A 21,373-nucleotide genomic window follows, 5' to 3' on the forward strand; every position below is an offset into this window, starting at 1 on the left:
ATTTTTATCTCAATACAGCCACACCAGACAGTGATAAATACACATTAAAATATGGTGTTGTATGATAAACATCCGCTTATCTTCTGTGCAGGTATCTGTCAGGTTGTAAATTCAACGTTTATTGCTGACAAAACACTCAATGGTCAATAGTAAAGACAAAAAAAGGGCACCGAAGTGCCCTAATCTAGTTATATTGAAGCCGTTACGCGCAATGCGTAACTTCTCAATTAAACGTCTTTGCTGCGGTTTGCACGGCGGCGATCGTTTTCAGTCAGATGACGCTTACGCAGGCGAATTGACTCTGGCGTCACTTCAACCAATTCGTCGTCATCAATAAACTCCAACGCCTGCTCCAAAGTTTTCTTGAGATGTGGAGACAGGGTGGTTGCTTCATCCGTGCCTGATGCACGCACGTTAGTCAGTTTCTTACCGGTCAGGCAGTTAACGGTCAGGTCATTTGAACGCGAGTGAATACCGATGATCTGGCCTTCATACACTTCCGTACCGTGACCGAGGAACAATTTACCGCGCTCCTGCAATCCATACAGCGCGTAAGCCACGGCCTTGCCTTGTCCGTTGGAAATCAGTACGCCATTGAGGCGACGGCCAATTTCACCCGGACGAATATCGTCGTAATGGCTGAATGTGGCATACAGCAGGCCAGTACCCGACGTCATGGTCATAAATTCAGTACGGAAGCCGATCAAACCACGGCTTGGGATCACGTAATCAAGACGCACGCGGCCTTTTCCGTCCGGCAGCATGTCGCGCATTTCACCTTTACGCTCACCCAACGCCTGCATCACGTCACCCTGATGCTGTTCTTCGATATCCAGCGTCACCTGCTCGAAAGGTTCCTGCTTACGGCCATCAATTTCACGGAAAATCACTTTTGGACGAGAAACGCCCATCTCGAAACCTTCACGGCGCATGTTCTCAATCAGCACGGACAGGTGCAGTTCACCACGGCCGGATACGCGGAATGCGTCCGGATCTTCCGTTTCTTCAACGCGCAGCGCAACGTTATGCACCAGCTCTTTTTTCAGGCGATCAAGGATCTGGCGGGAAGTCACGTATTTACCTTCACGGCCACAGAACGGTGAAGTATTGACGCAGAAATACATGCTGACGGTCGGTTCATCAACCGCCAGTGCCGGCAACGCTTCAACCGCGTTGACTTCACACAGGGTATCAGAAATATTCAGTTCGCCCAGACCGGTAATGGCGATGATATCGCCCGCTTCCGCCTTATCGGACTCGATACGCTCCAGCCCCAAATGGCTAAAGACTTTACCGACTTTACCGTTGCGGGTTTTTCCTTCGCTATCAATGATAGTAATGTTCTGGTTGGGTTTTACTGTACCGCGTTTAATACGGCCAATACCGATAACCCCGACATAGCTGTTGTAATCCAACTGCGAAATCTGCATCTGGAACGGGCCATCAAGGTCAACCTTCGGCGGTTCAACGTGATTGACGATAGCCTGATACAACGGAGTCATGTCTTCCGCCATCTCGGTATGCTCGTTACCGGCAACGCCCATCAGTGCAGAAGCATAAATGATCGGGAAATCTAACTGTTCATCGGTAGCACCAAGGTTCACAAACAGGTCAAACACCTGATCCACTACCCAGTCAGGACGTGCGCCAGGGCGGTCAACTTTGTTGATCACCACGATAGGCTTCAGGCCATGAGCAAACGCTTTCTGGGTGACGAAACGGGTCTGTGGCATTGGGCCATCCATCGCATCCACCAGCAGCAGAACACTGTCAACCATTGACATCACGCGCTCAACCTCACCACCAAAGTCGGCGTGGCCCGGGGTATCTACGATATTGATACGGTAGTCATTCCATTTAATCGCGGTGTTTTTTGCCAGAATGGTGATACCACGTTCTTTTTCCAGATCATTGGAGTCCATCACACGTTCAGTGGTTGCAGCACGTTCACCGAAAGTACCGGACTGTTGCAGGAGTTTATCCACCAGCGTGGTTTTGCCGTGGTCGACGTGAGCGATGATGGCGATATTTCTTAAGTTATTAATTGACAAGTATTTTTACCGTTTAGCTATTTGAGAACATATTAGATAAGTGCAGCATGGCAGAACGCCACTGCACGCATCTAACGAAAAATATGCTGCTATTTTACACGTTATAACCACAGAGTGAAATAAATGTGAGGTGTATCACCTTAGAAGTTGCGGTCATGTATTAGCGGGTTAGCAAAATGCAGGCTGCCTAAGCACGGGCGGCAGCCTGTAAAGCGGGAAACCTCGCCCGATAGGGCGAGGTCAGTCACTGGCTATTTATATTTTACACAGACAACGAATGCTGGTTCAGGATTCTTTGAACCACTCTCGTCTACATACCCATAGTAAGAATTAAATGAGAAATAACCCGATTTTTGCTTTGATTTTACCTTAATGCTCTGCTCCTGATTATCTTTATGATTAAAATCATCCAGAAAACCAAACTCATAAGGAGATAAGTTATGCGCACTATATTCATCATATAATGATGTAATTGAAGTTGAACTTGCTTGCTCTACATCAGTATCTAGAGGGCTAGTCGCACCAGCACTCTCACAAGTCTCATTATGATCAGTTGGTTTGGAAGGATTGGGATACCGCGTGTTCATGGGTGTAAACTGTCTCAGAGGATCGGTCTTATAAGTATATTGATATATTGCTCCATTTTTTCTTGTGACAGTAGCAGTAATGTCGGCTGGTGCCAGACTGATAAATGTTATTACACCGCTTTGATCTATAGAAATTGCTGAACTGGTTGTGTGGTAATGCACATCTTCTCCACCATCAGATAAGTTTTCCCCCCCATCCGGATTTGAGCTAGAGGGTTTTCTCAATTCGCCTCGCAAGCTGGGGAATATATTATATGGTTTGTTATTTTCCGTAAAATATGCATAAGCTTTTTCATTACTAACGTTATAAATCCTAATTCCCGCTTTCTCCGGTACTGCGGCAAAGCTAACATTTTGACTGGCGAGTCCAGTCATAGGATCACCCTGTGAATTATCCATATAAAATGTTACTGGAAGGTTGTCAAATCCCACATGACTCATCAATGTTGCATATAAATACCCGTTTCCGTCCGTCTTATTTGCTTGGTCCCAATCAGGTTGAGGTATCTCAGAACCCTCATCAATATTATGCTGATTAGGGGCACGTACCCACTTCACATTACTGATGACCTGATTAGCCACAGGAGTATCGACGCCACCAACTTTTCTGGTAATCAGTGCCCTATATATATATTTACCGTTCCCATCACCAAGCAATGGATTGTGCGGATCAAACGGTTCTGGCGGCTTGTTAGGAGCTTTCCATGTCCCGTTTTTGTCAACGCCATAAACCTCAACACTGTGAATTTCAAACTCAGGCTGTTGAAAAGAGATTGGATCTGAACATTGCTCTGGTGACAAAGGCTGACCAAAAGACGGTGCACCAGTATCAGCAACAGTAAGGCAAACTTGTGCATTTGTGGTCAGCGGCGTATCCGCTGTGCTGGTTAATGTTGCCTTTAATGCTCCATTAGACACACTCACTTTCCCGGTTGGCGATAAAGTTAGCCCTTTAACGGTACCGCTGGCAGGCTGCTTGATCCGCCATTGAAATTGAAACCCAGTTCCCGTATAAGGCTTGCCATCCGCACCCATGACTGCCGCCGTCAAGTCATACGAATCACCGGGGGAGAGCGTTCCGTTATTTTGCGTGAATTGCAGTGGCTTAATTTCCGGCCAGACGAATTTTATGGGATCGGCATCCAGTGACTTACCTTCGGAAGAAACCGTGACAATCACATTTTCAGGTTCATTCGGAAGTGCCGTTGCAAGCTTGCTGGTGAGTATTGCCGTTGCTTTCCCATGCTGATTCGTTTTTTCGTCTTTATGGATAAAACTGACACCCGGCGGAATAGGCTTTTTCAGATCCCAATCGACTTTTTTATCGCTTTGAGGCTGCGTCGCATCATCAGTAATGGTGACGATATAGGTGTAGTGCTCATTAACCAATCGGCTATCCACCTGATCAGGGGTGATACTGATATTTCCGGCTTTGAAATCTACCGTATATGTTGCCTTCACGGTTTGCTTCCCTACAGTGAGGGATACCAAAACGTCTTTGACGGCCTTATTACTGGTTAAGGTTGCCGTTAATCTCCCCTGCTCATCGGTTGTCTTATCAGATGGAACCAGATCAAGTCCTTTAATACCTTTGGGTTTCTCTATATTCCACACGGCATTCTTTATTTCTTCCTTGCGAACAGGTAGCCCATCTCCCCCCACAATCACCGCCTGATACTTATACTGGTCGTTCCTATTTCCCGCTAACGTCCTTGGCGGGGAGATCTGAATATCCCCGCTAATGCGATAATTTTTGGTATCCGCAATAAAGTCCACAGAACATGTTGCCTGCACGGGCTTGTGGTTGCCAACGGTAAGTGAAACCAAAACATCACCCTTGTATACCTTCTTACTGGTTAAGGATGCCGTTAATATTCCTCCGCCATCGGTTGTCAGATCGGATGGATCTAAATTAAGTCCGTCAATATTTTGGGGATTTTCTATCTTCCACACGGCATTCGGTATTTTGGCATTCGGAACAAATTTGCCATCACTCCCCACAATAGTCGCCTTATAGGTGTACTTATCGTGGCCGCCTGCCGTTACCGTTGCGGATGCCGGCGAGCTGCACTGAATATTCCCGTCAACGTGATAATCTTGGGGGGTTGTTGTCGTCGTAAAAGACACCGATTGTTCTGCCGGCACCGGTTTTTGATCGCCAATTGCCAGTGAAACCATCACATCCTTGATTGCCACGGTACTGGCCAAGGTTGTGGTTGCCGTTAATTTTCCCTCGCTATCCGTTGTGATGGCACCATTTGATGGATGCCAAATCAGCCCGGCTTGATCCTTATCCTTACTCCAGTTCACATCAGCAATTCCTTGGTTTTTCACCGGATTATTATTGGTATCCAGAATCACTGCACTGTAGGTGTAAGTGTGAGCACCATCGGCGATAAGTGACGGTACTGCCGGAGAAACGGTGACTTTGCCCACATGAATATTGGCAGGGTTTGCATCAAAACTGACCTTGCCCGCTAATTGCGGTGACTGCCCACCCAGTTGCAGGTACACTTTGACTTCTTTATGTGGCTGAGTACTCACTAAGACCGGCTTACGTTTGAAATGCCCATGCTCAACAGTTGCAACCACACCTGAGGGTTCCCAATCAATAAACTGCAAGCCCGAATCCGCGCCGATTTTCGGATCGGTTAGCCACTGAACATGGTCAATCGTGGCACTTTTTATCGGTTTACCATTGACCGTATCAAAGGTAATCACTGGATCAAACGTATATCCGTCCTTTTTCTCCCCTGTCGCCGGCAATGGCCCCGGCGGGGTAAAGTTGGCTTCTTCCCGTTTTTGCAGCATAAAAGGCTTAACCATCACGCGCATTTCCGCCGGCGCTGATTTTTGGTTATTTTCCAGTTCAGCACGGGCATAGATGGGGTAATTGTTATTTTGGTTATCGCCGGATAAATATTTCGGCAGGGTGACGGTGATGGTATGACCGACACGAGAAGAGAGTTTGCCGCCGTGCTTTGCAAAATCGTCATTCGTTGTCCAGTGGATCTGCTTAACGGCGGTATTGGAAGATAACTTAACCGTAATATCTTGCTCTTCCTGACTGAACCCGGTGATGGTTTCCGGCAGAGTGAGTTGAACAATCGTTTTTTTCTGATGATCAAGCACAATATTGTTGTTTCGCTCTACCAGATCATAACGGCTGCCCGCCAGTGTCCGCATTGCGGCCACGTTGTCGGGTGATAATTGTGCACTGAGGGGAACGCCCAGTTTATAACTTAAGTTCGCCAAAAACTGGGTTTCACTGTGCCCGCTTCCCCCTTGTTTATAATCCATACCCAAGGTGAATAAGGGGACAGGCGTATAAGTCAGCCCCAATTTAGCCAGACTGGGGTTTTTCTGTTTAGTATCACGATTGAATAAGGTCACGTTGTCGCCAAAATACTGCTCATAGGCCAATTTTGCCCCCAGATTCGGGTAAGCAGGCAAGAAAAACTCCCCATTAATGTCATAACCGTTGGCAGGGCGTTCATCGTAATCTTTAAAATGCTGTGAATTCCGCCAGTCACTTAAACGGTAATAAGTATTGGCGGAAAATTTAATATAATCTCCCCATATTTCTCCCCCCAACCCCAGGCGCTGGTTTTTACCCGTGAGATCACGGTCATAAAAAGTATTCAGGCCATACATCCAGTCCTGATAAAAATAACGCCCGCCTAATCCGACGTTAATGGTATCCCGGCTGTCTTTATTGCGATAACCCAGTTGGGAAAAGAACAGCCAATCGGTTTTATTGTCATAAAGCGGCAATAAGAGATCGAGTGCGTTATTTTTTAGGGTTCCCTTTCTATCCAGCCCAAAATTAATTCTGGCCGTCCCAAACTGGGATAACCATTTTTGTGTTTCAGAAGCAACGGTGCTGTTAAGTTTGCCCAAAGCGTAGGATTTGGCTTGTTCAGTGAGTTCAGAGGGTGAAGATGACAAAATATTGCTGACCGTCTGGATATTACTGGCAATTAATTGGGGTGTGTCAGCGTTCGAGCTATTCTGATTTTTCCCTAAATTATCTTTCCTATTTTTATTGTCTATTTCTTGCGGATACGCTCTTCCTGCTTCTATGTTGCCATCAGCAATCGCATTGATCATTGAAGATGGCAGTAACAATAGACCCAGCACAGTGAAAAAAAATATTTTATTAATATATAAATTCATATGCATATCCCAGAATATTTTTGACCGAATTATTTTATTCCCACACACAAACCCCAATAACACCACAACTTTATATAGCACATGAACCATAATCCCACGTAATTACAAGAAATTATCAGTTGATAGTAGATGGTTATCGCTGGGAGGGGGTGATTTATCAATCGAAGAAAGAATCATGATATGCTATTAAAAATTGACCTTTCACAAACAAAATGTAAAAGGTCAAATTAAATTACCCTGCAAAAGATATATTGACCTTTGAAATATCATTAATATACAAACCTAAATTAATAGCATTCTGATATTAATCACAATCAGACCATATCCAGGCTGGCTTGGTATCGATACTTCCTTGCCAAACCTTACTATTAATCAATTGACCCTCTTTTTTAATTGAATAAGAAAAATAGATCTGCCCTGGGTCATTAGCATCAAGGATACCGTTTCCAGCAAGATGCGTTTGATAAATACCGATTATTTTCGTATTCGTTTTATTATCAGAACCAACATCACTCGGCATGGTTACTGTAATAGGAAGATCTAATTTCTTCTTGTTTGCTACAATATGCAAATACAGAGTGACTTCAGATCCTAACGGTACTTTTGCCGTATCACTAGAGTCGCTCGTCCCGGTGATTTTAACAAATAATCCCGCATCATCCTTGTTATTTTTATAATTAGAGATAATATTACAGTCTATAATTTTATCCTCTGTCACTAGATTATTATCATCAACGCCTGCACTGGAATAAACCTGACATTTATCGAAAACATCATTTAAAGGTGTTTCATCTTTGACATATTTCACCTGAATTGAATCTGATACGAATCTATCTGCATTATTTTTAATGACACTGTAATTAAAATCAACCGGTGTATCGGGGTTCAGAAAAATATCATAAGGTAACTGTATAAAGGGAGTGCCTAATTTCTCAGGCTCTGAAGGAAAAGGTTGATCAACCATTAATCCATTAATAAAGAAAAAGATACTGTCACCATACTGAGCATTAGCATATTCGGGTATCACCACAGAGAATGTCGTAGAGCCGCCCTCAGAACGTAAAACACCTTGATTCTCCTCTGGAATAATAGGAGCATCGAGTGAATAATTGGGATCGGTTTTCTCACTATCGATGATATATAACGTTTTCTTGGCCTCAATCTCGGGTGTAACACCACTGATCTTCGAAAAAAGCTGAAGAACGACCGCACTATCTTGTTTAGCATAAACATAAAAAACCAATCGACCATTCGAATCTGTATTAATGATCAAGCCTTTTTTAGCGCCTATCCGCCTGACTTGTAATTTTTCTTTTTTATCCGAAGAATAAAAATCAACTTTATCAAAATTATTTCTGGTATCAATGATATTAACCGGAGTACCCGATAAGCTCTTTTTCCCATCCCGATTTTTAAGTGTCGTACTAATTTTGGTATAATAATGACCATTTGGAGGAATGTTAATAGCAGTCGGCACTTTGATATAATCATGCCCGACATTAAACTGCATGGAAGAGACATCAACAGTTTGAGCGTAATATAACATACTGACTTTATCAAACCCTACTGCTTCTGCATTCGGTTCAATATCAAACTGAACCGCACTATTTTCAAGCCCACCCTCATCAACATACAACTCAACAGTCACAACGCCCCTTTTCCCTCCATCATAAAGCGTTATCGGCGGAATATTTCTTTGCAGTTCGATACCCGATATCGTCGTTATATTGATATTAGCATCAGGTGAAATAACATTATCCGATGTTAACGTAATATCAAGAGTAAGATATTGTCCTATGATGACATCTGAGCCAGATTTTACAGAAGTGCTGATTTTGTTATTTGATGCTTGATCAACAACGGTGATAGTCACCGTTTCTGAGTAAACCGTGTTGTCGTCGAACTTAGCCAGAATTTGATAACTGACTTGATACTCTTGTGCGATGATTTCTGTTGAAGAAATATCTACTTCAATATATTGATCAAAGTTACTGTCTACTTTTTTCTTGGTACTGACAGAGATATCGCCATGAGTAAAATTGACAATGATCGTTTCACCGCCCAAAAGCCTAACGGGTGGGGAAGTTGAGATTTTGACTTTAATATCCTCTCCTTGTAATTGAGATTTATCTAAAACATTATTTTTGGCTTGGGGCAAAATAGGAGGGGGTAATTGATAGTTGTTCATAGCAATTAATCCTTTTTCATTAATAATTATTATAAATATTTATTTTTAAATTGAGATCTCACCATATACAAAATAGATTGCGTTTGGCCAATGAAAATAAGTTATCACTTTTATGATTGTTATCTTGGATTCGCATATTAAGCGCAACACCGTAATGAACGAAGTAAATGAGTTGGGGTTCCTGTAAATAACTCATTCGGTGTTTTATAATCTCGTGTCTTACGTGGTCGATTATTTAGTCGGTTTGCCACAAGGTTAACCTCCCGCTCTGATACCTTATTAAAATCGGTTCCTTTTGGGAAGTAATCTCTGATTAATCCATTTATGTTCTCATTTATCCCTCTTTCCCAAGGGGAATACGGATGAGCAAAATAAATTTTTGTCTCTAAATTTTTACCGATCCGTTCGTGTTCGGCAAATTCGAGTCCGTTATCAAAGGTAATTGTTTTAACTTTATGTTTTATCATCGATAAATGTCTTGTCGCCGCTTTGGCAACACCTTCTGCTGTTTTATCTTCAAGTTTAATGATGATCGTAAATAACGATTTTCGTTCAACTAAAGTCAATAAGGCACTTTTACGATCTTTGCCAACGATAGTATCCCCTTCCCAATCCCCAATACGCTGCTTTTTATCAACAATTTTTGGGCGATTATCAATACTGACTCTGTTTTTAATTTTTCCTCTGTGCTCATGGCTTCCATAGCGTTTACGATACGGTTTTTTCGCTATCCTAAGATGTTGCCATAAATCACCGCCATTTATTTTATCTTTATAAATCAATCGATAAATTGTTTCATGATGTAAAGAGATTTTCGCTTCCCGCTTGAGATAACCCACAACTTGTTCCGGACTTAAATCTTGCCAAATTAACTGTTTTATCCACTTTGTTATCTCTGGCGTGATTTTTACGGCTTTTACTTAGAATGACGGCGTTCTAATGCTTTACGCTGAGCTTGTTCAGGTTCATATTTCTCGGCTTCCCGGTTTCGTCTCAATTCCCGGCTAATTGTTGATGGGGCCCGATTAAGCGACGTTGCAATAAAACGTTGTGTAAAACCGGCTTCTTTTAAGCCGAAAATCTGGTATCTTTCTGTTTCGGTCAGTTGCGTATAGGCCATAGTGCATTTTCCTTTGGCGAGAAAGATGCCTACTATAGCAACTGACCGCCTTTCTTAGAAATTGCACTTACTATGCGAATCCAAGTATTAATTTTACTAGTCACGAATGAAAAAGATAAATTTGTTGTATTTTATGTTTTAATTTAGTGATAGTGAGTTATATTTATGGCAAGTTAATATAAACAATAAAAATCATCATGCGATTAATTTTTATAATTAATTGATAACTATTTGTAATTACGTGAAATAGTGGGCTATATGCTATACAAGAAATCATGATGTGATTCTAGATCATCTATTGAGTAAGAATAGTAATTTTTCCAAAAAAATCCTGAGAGAGATATATGAACTCATATTTTAATAAAATGTTTTTTCATGATACTGAGTCTATTATTACCATCATCTATAACGAATTCCATTGCTGATAGTAACATAAAAGCAGGAAGAGTATATCCTCAGGAAATAGACAATACAGATACCAGAGTCGGTGATTTAAATAAAAATAGAAAAAACAACCAAGCCTCTGATTCTGATACACCAAATGCCATTGCCAGAAACATCCAAGCAGCAAGTAATATTCTATCCTCTTCACCTTCAGAACTGGCAGAACAAGCCAAGTCCTACGCCGTGGGCAAATTTAACAGCACCATCTCTTCCGAAACACAAAAATGGCTATCCCAATTTGGGACGGCCAGAATTAACTTTGGGCTGGATAGAAAAGGAACCCTAAAAAACAACGCAATCGATTTATTACTGCCGCTTTATGACAATAAAGCCGATTGGTTGTTCTTTTCCCAACTTGGCTATCGCAACAAAGATAGCCGGAATACCATTAACGCGGGATTAGGCGGGCGTTATTTTTATCAGGACTGGATGTATGGCCTGAATACCTTCTATGACTACGATCTTACGGGTAAAAATCAGCGCCTAGGCTTGGGAGGAGAGATATGGGGAGACTACATTAAATTTTCCGCCAATACTTATTACCGTTTAAGTAATTGGCAGAACTCACGGAATTTTAAGGACTACCATGAACGCCCTGCCAACGGTTATGACATTAATGGGGAGTTTTTCTTGCCTGCTTACCCGAATCTGGGGGCAAAATTGGCCTATGAGCAATATTTTGGCGACAACGTGACCTTATTCAATCGTGATACTAAACAGAAAAACCCCAATCTGGCTAAACTGGGGCTGACTTATACGCCTGTTCCACTCTTTACTCTGGGCGTGGATTATAAACAAGGGGGAAGCGGGCACAGTGAAACGCAGTTTCTGGCAAATTTAAGTTATAAACTGGGCGTACCCCTGAATGTGCAGTTATCACCCGAAAATGTGGCCGCAATGCGGACACTGGCGGGCAGCCGTTATGATTTGGTGGAACGAAATAATAATATTGTGCTGGATCACCAGAAAATTCCCATCGTCCAACTCTCCTTACCGGAAATCATCACCGGATACAGTCAGGAGGAAAAGCGCGATATTACGGTTAAGCTATCTTCCAATACTGCCGTTAAGCAGGTTCACTGGGCAACGAACGAAGATTTTACAAAGCACGGCGGCAAACTCTCTTCCCGTGTCGGAAATACCATCACTGTCACCCTGCCGAAATATTTATCCGGCGACAACCAAAATAACAATTACCCCATCTATGCCCTTGCTGAACTGGAAAATAACCAGAAGTCAGCGCCCGCTGAAATGCGCATAATTGTCCGCCCCTTTATGCTGCAAAAACGGGAAACACCTAACTTCACCCCGGCGGGGCCACTACCGGCAACGGGGGATAAAAAGGACGGATATACGTTTAATCCGGTAATTACCTTTGATACAGCCAATCATAAACCGATACAAAATGCCACCATTAGCCAAGTACAGTGGTTAACCGATCCGAAAACCGGCCCGGATTCTGGCTTGCAGTTTATTGACTGGGAACAATCAGACGCGGTTGAAATTGATGAAAATGGGCATTTCAAGCGCAAACCCGTCTTAACCAGTACCCAGCCACATAAAAGCGTCAAAGTATCTCTGCAACTGGATGGCCAGCCGCCGCAATTCGTGGGTGAAGTCAGTTTTGGTGAAAAACCGGCCGGTTTTCACGTGGATAAAGTCACCGTTTCACCGGCAGTACCGTCACTCATCGCCAATGGCGCTCACACTTACACCTACGGCGCGGTTATTCGGGATGCCAATAACAACCCGGTGAAAAAACAAAAAATCGCGAATGTGAACTGGAGCAAAGATAAGGATCAAACCGGGCTGATTTGGCATCCATCAAATGGCGAAGTCACAACGGATGACGAAGGAATATTAACGACCACCTTGGCCAGTACTGTGGCAATCAAGGATGTCATGGTTTCACTGGCAATTGGCAGCCAAAAACCGGTGCCGGCAGAACAACCGGTGTCTTTTACTGCGGAGAGTGCGGATACCCAAGATTATCATATTGACGGGGAGATTCAGGTTGATCCGTCAGGGACTTTAACGGCAGATGGGCAGCAAGAATATACCTATACGGCGGTTATTGTGGGAGGGGATGAAAAACCCGTTCAAAATAAAAAACTAACGAATGCGTTCTGGAAGATAGAGCATCCAAAAGAGATTGACAAATTTGACTTGAATCAATCCGATAAGGAAATACACGGGGACGGGAAATTAACCGCGACCTTAACCAGTAATAAGGCATTTAACGGGGTTTTGGTTTCACTGACGGTGGGAAGCCACAAGTCCGTTCAGGCAAAACCTGTAGATTTCAAACCGGAACAGATATCGCCAATAAACGTTCAACCAACAAAATCGATATTGGTAAATGAATCTTATACCCTTACCGTCACTGTCAAGGATGCTACTGGTCAAAAATTGGAACCGGGTAAGACAGTTAACTGGACGATAATCGATGCTCCCCATAAGGAGGCGGTAACGCTTGATCCGGTAACGAGTACCAGCAACACGAATGGTGAAGCGGTCACAAAATTAACCAGTACTCAGGTTCAGAAAGTGACTGTACAAGCCTCCGTGGATGGGGTTGGCGCTCAGGAGACGACGGTAGATTTTACCTCTCCGCCAGTGGATTTTGAAATCAACAGTGTTGAGCTTTATGGCGTTGACAGAAAAGGGACATGGAAAGAAGATTCTAAAGACCCTCTGGAAAAGTTTGATCCGAGCAATCCATTGACTGGTGATGGGAAAGGGAAATATATATATAGGGCGAAGATTTCGTATAAAGGCAGCACAAAGATACTTGATAAATATCCATTCACTAATGTGCAATGGACTCATGATAGCCAGATTGACACAACAGATTTACCTGAACCTAAACCTGTTTCATTGAAAACAAATGACAAAGGCTATTTATATGCAACATTAGACAGTCATGTTGGGGTTTATAAAGAGATTAATGTGACATTAACAATACCGACTCAAAAGGGAGGGAATGAGATTCAGAAGACAAATCAGGATAATTCAGTGACTTTTGCTGCTGTTTCTCAACCAGCAGTGCTGTATGTCTACAATCAATTTGATAAAAGTGTTTATAAATCCTTTTCTGAACCCGGCCCATATAATTATTTCCCCAGTCTATACGCTGAATTAAGAGATCCAAAATCAGAAGGCAAGCCGTTTGATCAAAACGAAACATCTTATACCTATAAGGATAAAAAATCTGACTATCTTAATTTTTTTGACCCTGCTCATGATGAAACTAAAGCCCCCATAGCCATAAGAGCAAAAGGAACAGTAACGATAGTCGCCAATATTAAAAAGTCAGACGGCAGACTATTTTTATACGAATATCCATTACATATTCAAAGATATATTAAGCAATCAGACTCAGATCACAAATATCATTCTACTAACGATGGCCAAAGTTGTATAACTAATACTGATGGTAGTGTGGGTTTGCCTGACATTACCATAGAAGATCTTAAAAGTTCTTATGGCCCAACGACGGTCACAGGTGAATTTAATAATCTTTTTAAGTGGGGATTATTTAATGACGCCAAAGTAATACAAGAGAATGAAGCCAAAATTAAAGTTCAGGTAGGAATTGATCAAGATAAAAAACCTGTTTTTAATATCTATGATGTTGCTACAAACACAATTGATACAGACATTGACAGTAAAGGCTTATTGGTTTGTAACTATACTTAAACACCGTAACAATAATATATCTTAACCATAGTATTTTTATTGACTAAACTTGTTATTAACAATCAACTCTAACAAAACTTAGTGGGCTATACCAATCTAACTTGAAGATGCAGGTTTTAAAATCTGAAAGTTGTCAGTCAGTCTAGTCGTGAGTTCTTTCGCTTTTTCTGGCAAAGTGACATGAAAAAAGTGACGAAGGGTTTCACGGAATGTCTTCGCATCCGGAAAATAAACATTGTTACGTACTTGCTCATTCATATACTTCCACAATCGCTCTATTGGATTGAGGTTTGGGCTGTAAGGCGGTAGGTAATGCAGTTCAATATTAAGGACATATGCCACCTCTTTCACCAATTCTGCCCGGTGGTAACCCGCCCCATCCAGAATAATATGAATTTTTTAGAGAAGTGGGTAAGTTTCTCTAATAGCGCCGAAAAAATACGCGAATTTTCGGCATTGATACTCGGGTATTCACGGATCACGGTGTCTTCAATTCGTTGTAAATTGAGGGCGCCCAGAAGATTGAGACGGGTACGACTGCCGGTGGTTTCGACCACTTTTACCTGATTTTTCCCCGCTTTCATCCAACCATAGCTGAGCTTTGTGGACTGCGAAGGATGCACCGCATCAATAAATAGGATAGGTTCATTCTGACCTGCCCGGTCTTTCAGAGACTGGTAGTCATCAATAAATTGTTGCTGCTTATCCGCATCGAATTTATGAGGAACGCCCTTTGGCTTTTTGTAGCTGAAACCTTGTCGGTGAAGCCATTTCGTCATGCCTCCCACGCTGAAAGACACCTGCCAACGAGCTCGTACATAATCCACAATTTGAGCGGTCGTATGCAGCAAATTTGCCGTCAAATAATCAACCAGATCGGCGGTTTGTTTGGCAGAGAGATGGCTTTCAGAACCGCCATTTTCGGGGGTGAGTTTTTCCTGCGCGATGAAATCTTTTAGGTGACGGCTTACCGTAGTTTCATGAATACGTAAGGCCTGAGCAATCATCTGAGCTGTCCAGCCCTCTGACGCCAAAAGCACGGCCTTGATGCGATCACAGACTCGACTATCACGAGTGGTATCATGCATCAATTCGAGGGCACGTTTTTGTTCTGGTGTCAGATGAATTTTCATGATTGCAAGCATGATCGGGTTTGGATAAGAAATCAAGCATCTTCAATGGCGATTGGTATATTATCGATCCGGCATCATTGGTCCTCACAATCAACAAGCCTATTCAAGATACACCGAAGGCAGAGAATAGTCCGCCGAAGGGTTCACATACTCAAATATCGACAACCATTAAAAGCCTCAGTGGTGCTACATTATCCGGTGTTCCTGTGTTTATAACAAGTGACCATGATGGTGATTTCTCACAAGTTAATATTTATGATAGCAATACCGCAAGCGCTCAAAAAATAAATACCACACTGCCATCAGGAAGTGATGGATTTACCTTACTTTCAGATAGCAGCGGAATAATTACATTCTATCTTTATCCAATTAAAGGATTATCACTCGCAATTAACTTATATTCCCAAATAACGGGATCCACTTACCAAACTCATGCTAATACCACCTGTTATATTATTGATCCTAATCCAAATAAGATAATGTATCCTTTGAGATTACCCAAAATTTTGGGATTTTTGCAAGGTGATTTTGTCTCGGATGGTTCCTTCACCTTTCTGGTAGAGATAGAAAAATATCTTAACGCAACGGCTGGTGACAATATATTATTTTATGTCAACGGACAATATACTAATCAACAAATAACCCTTAAAAATAAAAAACAATTAAATTCCTATACCATTAGCCTGCCTTATAGCATATTTAATGGCAAAGAAAATCAACCATCCACTTTTTCTTATGTTGTTATTAGTGCCTATGATGGCAGTATTTTACCCTCTGAGGAATTGCCTTTAACTTATAAGGGCGGTGTAATATATAAGCCTGTGCCGTACATGCAAAGAGATTATGATACCTGCACCGTTATGACTAGTGTAAAAACGACCCTGCCTCAGAATAGTGTCATTAATTATGATGCAATAAAAAGTTATCCAAATAGTCAAGGGAAAAGGGGATTATTTATCGAAATTTTGGGTGATGCCACCGGTCAGGAAAAAAATAAAGTCCCAATCGGTGCTATGGTCACATTAAATATGTATATACGTTCTTATAACAAAAATCCACCGAGTAAATCCCTATCACAACCGATGCCTGCAAGTGGTTCTTTACTATTTAATATTGACTACCATGATCTTATTGATATCGATGCATACGATAATGGCGCAGCCGGTAGTATTGAATTCGATTATCAATTTACATCAAATACCGGCCCGCATGGTGAGTCCATTAATGGTTATGGCAAAATTTGGGAGGGTAGAATTGATACGGTACGACTCGGGGTTCCCATTGGGAGTGATGATAACTAATATCAATAATATAGTGGACTAATTTAATTCTGATAAATAGAACCTATAAACTTCAAGTTGCAAGACGACAGCCGCTTATTATCTCCCCGTGCTGCGGGGAGATAATAAATACATACCATAATAATAAAACAAGGTAATGAGATGAATAGTGCATTGAGTATTTCAGTACCCGATAATTCTGACTTGATAATAGGTCAACGGTTTGAGTTGACTGTCACTTTAGCGTTAGATACGACAGCAATTGGCAATATAATTCTTTCCTTTAACTCTGCCACGCATATTAATGTCCCAAAAAATCCTATCACTATGCTCGCAACTTCTGATGGCGGAAATAATCAATACAGTGCCACTATAGCGCTTAAAGTATCAGATCAAATCACTGAAAATACGCCAATAACCTTTACAATACAAGCAACTGATACCAATAATCCTCAGCAGGTTTTTTCCAAAAAGGTACAGTACTTAGCAAGAAGCATTGATCCAAAATCACTGGCTTTTAATGTAGAACACCCTTTTCAAACGATGCCGGTAGCAGATAATAATCCGCCTAACGGCATACAAACAAAAGTCTCTACCACCATCAAAGATTTAGACGGAAAAGCATTGTCGGGGGTGCCGGTCTTTATCACTAATGATACAAATGGCACCTTTGAAAAAGTTAATATCTATCTTGATACGAACAAGGATACACAAAAAATAGACACAAAAATGCCATCAGGCAATGATGGGTTTACATTACTTTCAGACAAGGATGGGGGGATTATATTTTATATTTATCCCATTGAGGGATTATCACTTATTCTTAATCTATACGCTCAGATCATAGGAGTAACTCATCAAACCGTTGCCAACGATACTTATTACGTTGTTAACAGTGATCCATTCGCGGTTGAATCTCCGTTACAACAACCCAGAATTTTAGGCTTTAATCGGGGCAATTTAATCTCAGATGGTTCGCCTCTATTTTCCGTCAGAATAAACCCCTATATCAATCCAGAAATTGGTGATAATATTCTATTCTTTGTCAATATTAATTTTACAGGAATTTATAAAACACTTAAAAACCCAAAACAACTAGGCAGTTATTTCATTAAATTACCTTATAGTATCTTCAAAGAAAACGAATTATCGCGATTTTCTTATGTCGTCATTAGACAACATGCAGGAGAAATGATCCCATCTGACGTGTTACGTTTAACTTACAAGGGAGGAGTTATCTATGAACCCGATCCAAATGTGACCAGAAAATATGATGCCAGCATTGTTATGACCAGTGCCAAAACCATTATACCCGCAGATAGCATGATTAATTATGATTATATCCGTTCATACCCTCCTGCCAATATCACTGGCTTAATTGTCGAGATTTCGGGTAATACCGGGAATAATAATACCAAAGTGCCTTTAGGTGCCGAAGTCACATTGAATATCTATATTCGCTCTCATAATAAAAACCCGCCGATTCAATCAATGAAAGATATCATGCCCGGAAATGGCATTTTGCAGTTCAATATTAACTATGATGATCTTGTTGATATCGATTCCGGTGATATTAAATTTGATTATAGTTTTACATCAAAGAATAGTGATGAAATTGGTTATGGTCATGTTTGGGAGGCAGAGATAGATACGGTTAGAATAGGTATCCCCATTGGGGATGATGAAATTGATTTATAACATATAATCTTGAATCAAATTATTTGCATTTTCACAAGGAAAATTTTATGAACTCTTATTTGAAAAAAGAAGACATCGATATTAGGACACTGGAATTGGATATTGATAACCCATTTCTGGAATTCCCTGATCAATCAGGTGGACAGAAAAAAGTACAGTACGCCACAGTAACATCCAAGGTACGAAATGTCAGTGGGACGCCGCTACCTGATCTTAAAGTACATATATCAGATGATTTAATAGATAACTTACAAAAAGCAAAAATTTATGATGCTGATAATAAAGAAATTATTATTGAAAAGGGAAGTAATGGATTTGATGTCACGACCGATCAAGATGGCAACATCAAGTTTTATATCTACCCTATTATGGCAGAATCATTAATCATCAATCTGACCGCTCAAGTCATAGGCTCTACCGATAAAATTAATGCAAAATATACGATATATTGTGCTAATCACGCATTAGAGAGTACCCCTAAAGAATTAACAGAGCCTGAAATATTTAATTTTCACGGCGAAGATCTAAAATCGAATGGAAAAAGTAAGTTTACAATAGGAATAGTAAAATATGCAGACTTTAAACCTGGGGATCATATCTTATTCTTTGTCAATGATATTTATACCAAAATTTCCATTCAAATTGAAAACGAAGATGACTTAACTGCTATTGATTTACCTTACTGTATCTTTAATAAGAATGAGCTTTCAAGATTTTCTTATTCCATCATCCGATCAGGGTATATGGCTGCATCCCAAGTGATGGATTTAATTTATCACGGAAACCCATACAATAAGCCCTGGACTGACGTTGATAGAGCATATGATACGTGTATAGTCTACAACAGCGTAGGCGTTTCTGATGAAAATATTTTAGAACAATGGAATTATGTTAACAGTACTGAAATATCTAATTATCGGAATAACCCTCCAGATAATGCGGGGTTATTTGTCCAAATTACAGGCGAAAAAGATGCAGCAGGTAAAGGAAAAGTACCGCTGGGATCAACTATATATTTAAATTTATATATTAACTCCAAGTCAAGAACCGTGACTCATACCTTTGAAAAAACCATGCCTTTTGTTCCCGACAGCAGTGATAATACGGCTAAAGTGATATTTAATATACCTCATCATCTTTTAACCCATTGTTTATCTTATCCAAACAGAGGCGGGGATATTTATTTTGATTATCAAATAGGGAAAGATTCTGATAATGGTGTCACATATGGCAATATATGGGAAGGATATATAGACACCCCAGATATTGAGTGAAGTTAAATTGACTTATACTCTTCACACTTCAAGATGAATTTGTTATCTCCTCGCGCTGCGGGGAGATCATAAACTGCTTTCGCCTTGCGAGTTGCAACTTGAAGTTTATAGGGTATATATATTCTGATTGAGGTAATATAATGAGCAACCAAATTGAGGTCTCTATTCCTTCGGGTTCTAGTGTTATCATTGGGCAAAGATTAGTACTTCATGTTACTTTAAAATCTAATGATAAAATATCACCTGATACCACTGTCTATCTGGACAATACTCATAATGTCACATTACTAGACACAACCCATTCTGATGAATCCCCTGAATTATTCATCCTTTATTTGGAAATGTCATCAAATATGACCGATGGGGATTATGTCAGATTTGGTTTTTCCATCTCAGGTAATATCAATTTTCCCCCACAAAGTGTCGAGTATACGGCAAGGACATTAAATAATGATTCGTTAAGGCTTTATTATGACAAATCTTATTTAGATGTTCCTAGCCAACCTAATTTACCCCCTGATGGAAACAATGGCGAATCCAGAACTCGCGTTATGGCGAGAATTAAAGATCAACATAGTAATCCCATACCCCGCCTTTTTGTTTTTATCTCTGCATCATCGCCTAACGATATAGAAAAAATAGATTTATATGGAAATGATAACAGCACTAAAATTGATATCGAAAAATATCAATACAGGGAGGGAGTTTTATTATCTTCAAATCAATCTGGTAATTTAATTTTTTATGTTTATGCTAAAGAGATGCAACCAGTCACTCTTGAGTTATACACGCAAGTCTTTGGCATAACAAGCGAGGTAATAGCGGATAGCCCACTGCATATTGTCAACAATAAACCCGTAAGTTCAGGTAATTATCTCCCTGCCCCCGCGATTGATGGGTTTGAAAATGGAGGAGAATTAACCACTCATAATCAAACCAATTTTCTGGTTAATGTGCCTCTTTATCCTGATGCACAAGTTGGGGATATTATTAAATTCTGTATTGATGGAAAGACCACAATATACGATCATATTCTTGTAGGATTAAATGAGCTTGGTAATTATTCAAGCATATCTTTGCCTTATAATATGTTTCAAATAGGCGTGGCCTCTGAGTTTTCCTATTTGGTTTTTCTCTCAAGTGGAGAAACGTTATATTCAAATTCACTAAAATTGACATACACGGGAGAATCCTGGCCTAAACCGACGTATTATGATAAATGCGTGGTTTATTCTAGCTTTGGAACAAACTCACCCAATAATATTATACAAGAAGCTGACCCTGATAATTGTGAAAACATAGATCCAAATAATATTGTTAATTGCCCGGCAATATCTCAGCATAAGAATAATGCTAATGATGCCGCACTATTTGTTCAAATTACAGGAACGAATGATGTTACTGATAAAACAAAACCTCCATTAGGTAGTCAAGTGAAACTCACTTTGCTTATCAAATCAAACCCCAGACATGTCAACCAGGTGCTTAGTAAAAAGATGCCTGATAAACCTGACCCTAATGGCGATGGTCAGACCGCAATTCTTACCATAGAAATACCTAAACATTATGTTTCAGGATGCCACGAATATCAAAATTGTCATGCTGGTCTTATTCAATTTAGTTATCAAGCTGCTGGCTCTTCTTCTAGTACTTGGACGGGAAGAATAGTGACTTCTGCGAATGGTGCAGATGATTGTGACGAAGAACATAATAATTAGAGAGG

Annotated in this window: 8 protein-coding genes and 2 pseudogenes; 5 read left to right on the forward strand and 5 right to left on the reverse strand. The window is 40.8% G+C overall.

The annotated features are described in order from the left end of the window. Positions 1 to 227 precede the first annotated feature (227 nt). The 4 genes and pseudogenes from typA to XDD1_RS17665 all read right to left on the reverse strand — a co-directional run bounded on the left by typA (position 228) and on the right by XDD1_RS17665 (position 10,122). Entirely contained in the window at positions 228 to 2,051 is a 1,824-nt protein-coding gene (gene typA / locus XDD1_RS17650; RefSeq protein WP_045973148.1) for a ribosome-dependent GTPase TypA, read from the reverse strand. Positions 2,052 to 2,302: 251 nt separating this feature from the next. Further along, positions 2,303 to 6,814, reverse strand: a complete 4,512-nt coding sequence (locus tag XDD1_RS18535) for an inverse autotransporter beta domain-containing protein (protein ID WP_052705741.1) — start codon at positions 6,812 to 6,814, stop codon at positions 2,303 to 2,305. A 304-nt stretch (positions 6,815 to 7,118) separates the two neighbouring features. After that, entirely contained in the window at positions 7,119 to 9,002 is a 1,884-nt protein-coding gene (locus XDD1_RS17660; protein ID WP_045973149.1) for a hypothetical protein, read from the reverse strand. Positions 9,003 to 9,139: 137 nt separating this feature from the next. Continuing rightward, positions 9,140 to 10,122, reverse strand: a pseudogene (locus XDD1_RS17665) (IS30 family transposase). A 375-nt stretch (positions 10,123 to 10,497) separates the two neighbouring features. On the opposite strand from XDD1_RS17665, the gene XDD1_RS18540 reads away from it, so the two are divergent. After that, positions 10,498 to 14,265 (forward strand): inverse autotransporter beta domain-containing protein, encoded by a 3,768-nt coding sequence (locus tag XDD1_RS18540; protein ID WP_052705742.1) that lies wholly within the window; start codon positions 10,498 to 10,500, stop codon positions 14,263 to 14,265. Between the two features lie 96 nt (positions 14,266 to 14,361). Here the strand turns inward: XDD1_RS18540 and XDD1_RS17675 are convergent. Beyond that, positions 14,362 to 15,398: pseudogene (locus XDD1_RS17675) on the reverse strand (IS630 family transposase). Positions 15,399 to 15,418: 20 nt separating this feature from the next. On the opposite strand from XDD1_RS17675, the gene XDD1_RS17680 reads away from it, so the two are divergent. From XDD1_RS17680 to XDD1_RS17695, 4 genes are all read left to right on the forward strand, one after another. Beyond that, a complete protein-coding gene (locus XDD1_RS17680) occupies positions 15,419 to 16,699 on the forward strand; it encodes a hypothetical protein (protein ID WP_045973151.1) in 1,281 nt (426 codons plus the stop codon). A 141-nt stretch (positions 16,700 to 16,840) separates the two neighbouring features. Further along, complete coding sequence (locus tag XDD1_RS18545) at positions 16,841 to 18,376, forward strand: hypothetical protein (RefSeq protein WP_052705743.1); 1,536 nt, start codon at positions 16,841 to 16,843, stop codon at positions 18,374 to 18,376. Positions 18,377 to 18,423: 47 nt separating this feature from the next. Then, positions 18,424 to 19,650, forward strand: a complete 1,227-nt coding sequence (locus tag XDD1_RS17690; RefSeq protein WP_045973152.1) for a hypothetical protein — start codon at positions 18,424 to 18,426, stop codon at positions 19,648 to 19,650. 140 nt (positions 19,651 to 19,790) lie between these two features. Beyond that, entirely contained in the window at positions 19,791 to 21,368 is a 1,578-nt protein-coding gene (locus XDD1_RS17695; RefSeq protein ID WP_045973153.1) for a hypothetical protein, read from the forward strand. Positions 21,369 to 21,373 lie beyond the last annotated feature (5 nt).

This window comes from Xenorhabdus doucetiae (genome assembly GCF_000968195.1).
Classification (GTDB): Bacteria; Pseudomonadota; Gammaproteobacteria; order Enterobacterales; family Enterobacteriaceae; genus Xenorhabdus; species Xenorhabdus doucetiae.

Bases quoted from the DNA above. Each gene is read 5' to 3' on its own strand.
- XDD1_RS17695 (WP_045973153.1), top strand. From the start codon at position 19,791: ATGAGCAACCAAATTGAGGTCTCTATTCCTTCGGGTTCTAGTGTTATC.
- XDD1_RS17690 (WP_045973152.1), top strand. From the start codon at position 18,424: ATGAACTCTTATTTGAAAAAAGAAGACATCGATATTAGGACACTGGAA.
- XDD1_RS18535 (WP_052705741.1), bottom strand. From the start codon at position 6,814: ATGAATTTATATATTAATAAAATATTTTTTTTCACTGTGCTGGGTCTA.
- XDD1_RS18545 (WP_052705743.1), top strand. From the start codon at position 16,841: ATGAATAGTGCATTGAGTATTTCAGTACCCGATAATTCTGACTTGATA.
- XDD1_RS18540 (WP_052705742.1), top strand. From the start codon at position 10,498: ATGATACTGAGTCTATTATTACCATCATCTATAACGAATTCCATTGCT.
- XDD1_RS17660 (WP_045973149.1), bottom strand. From the start codon at position 9,002: ATGAACAACTATCAATTACCCCCTCCTATTTTGCCCCAAGCCAAAAAT.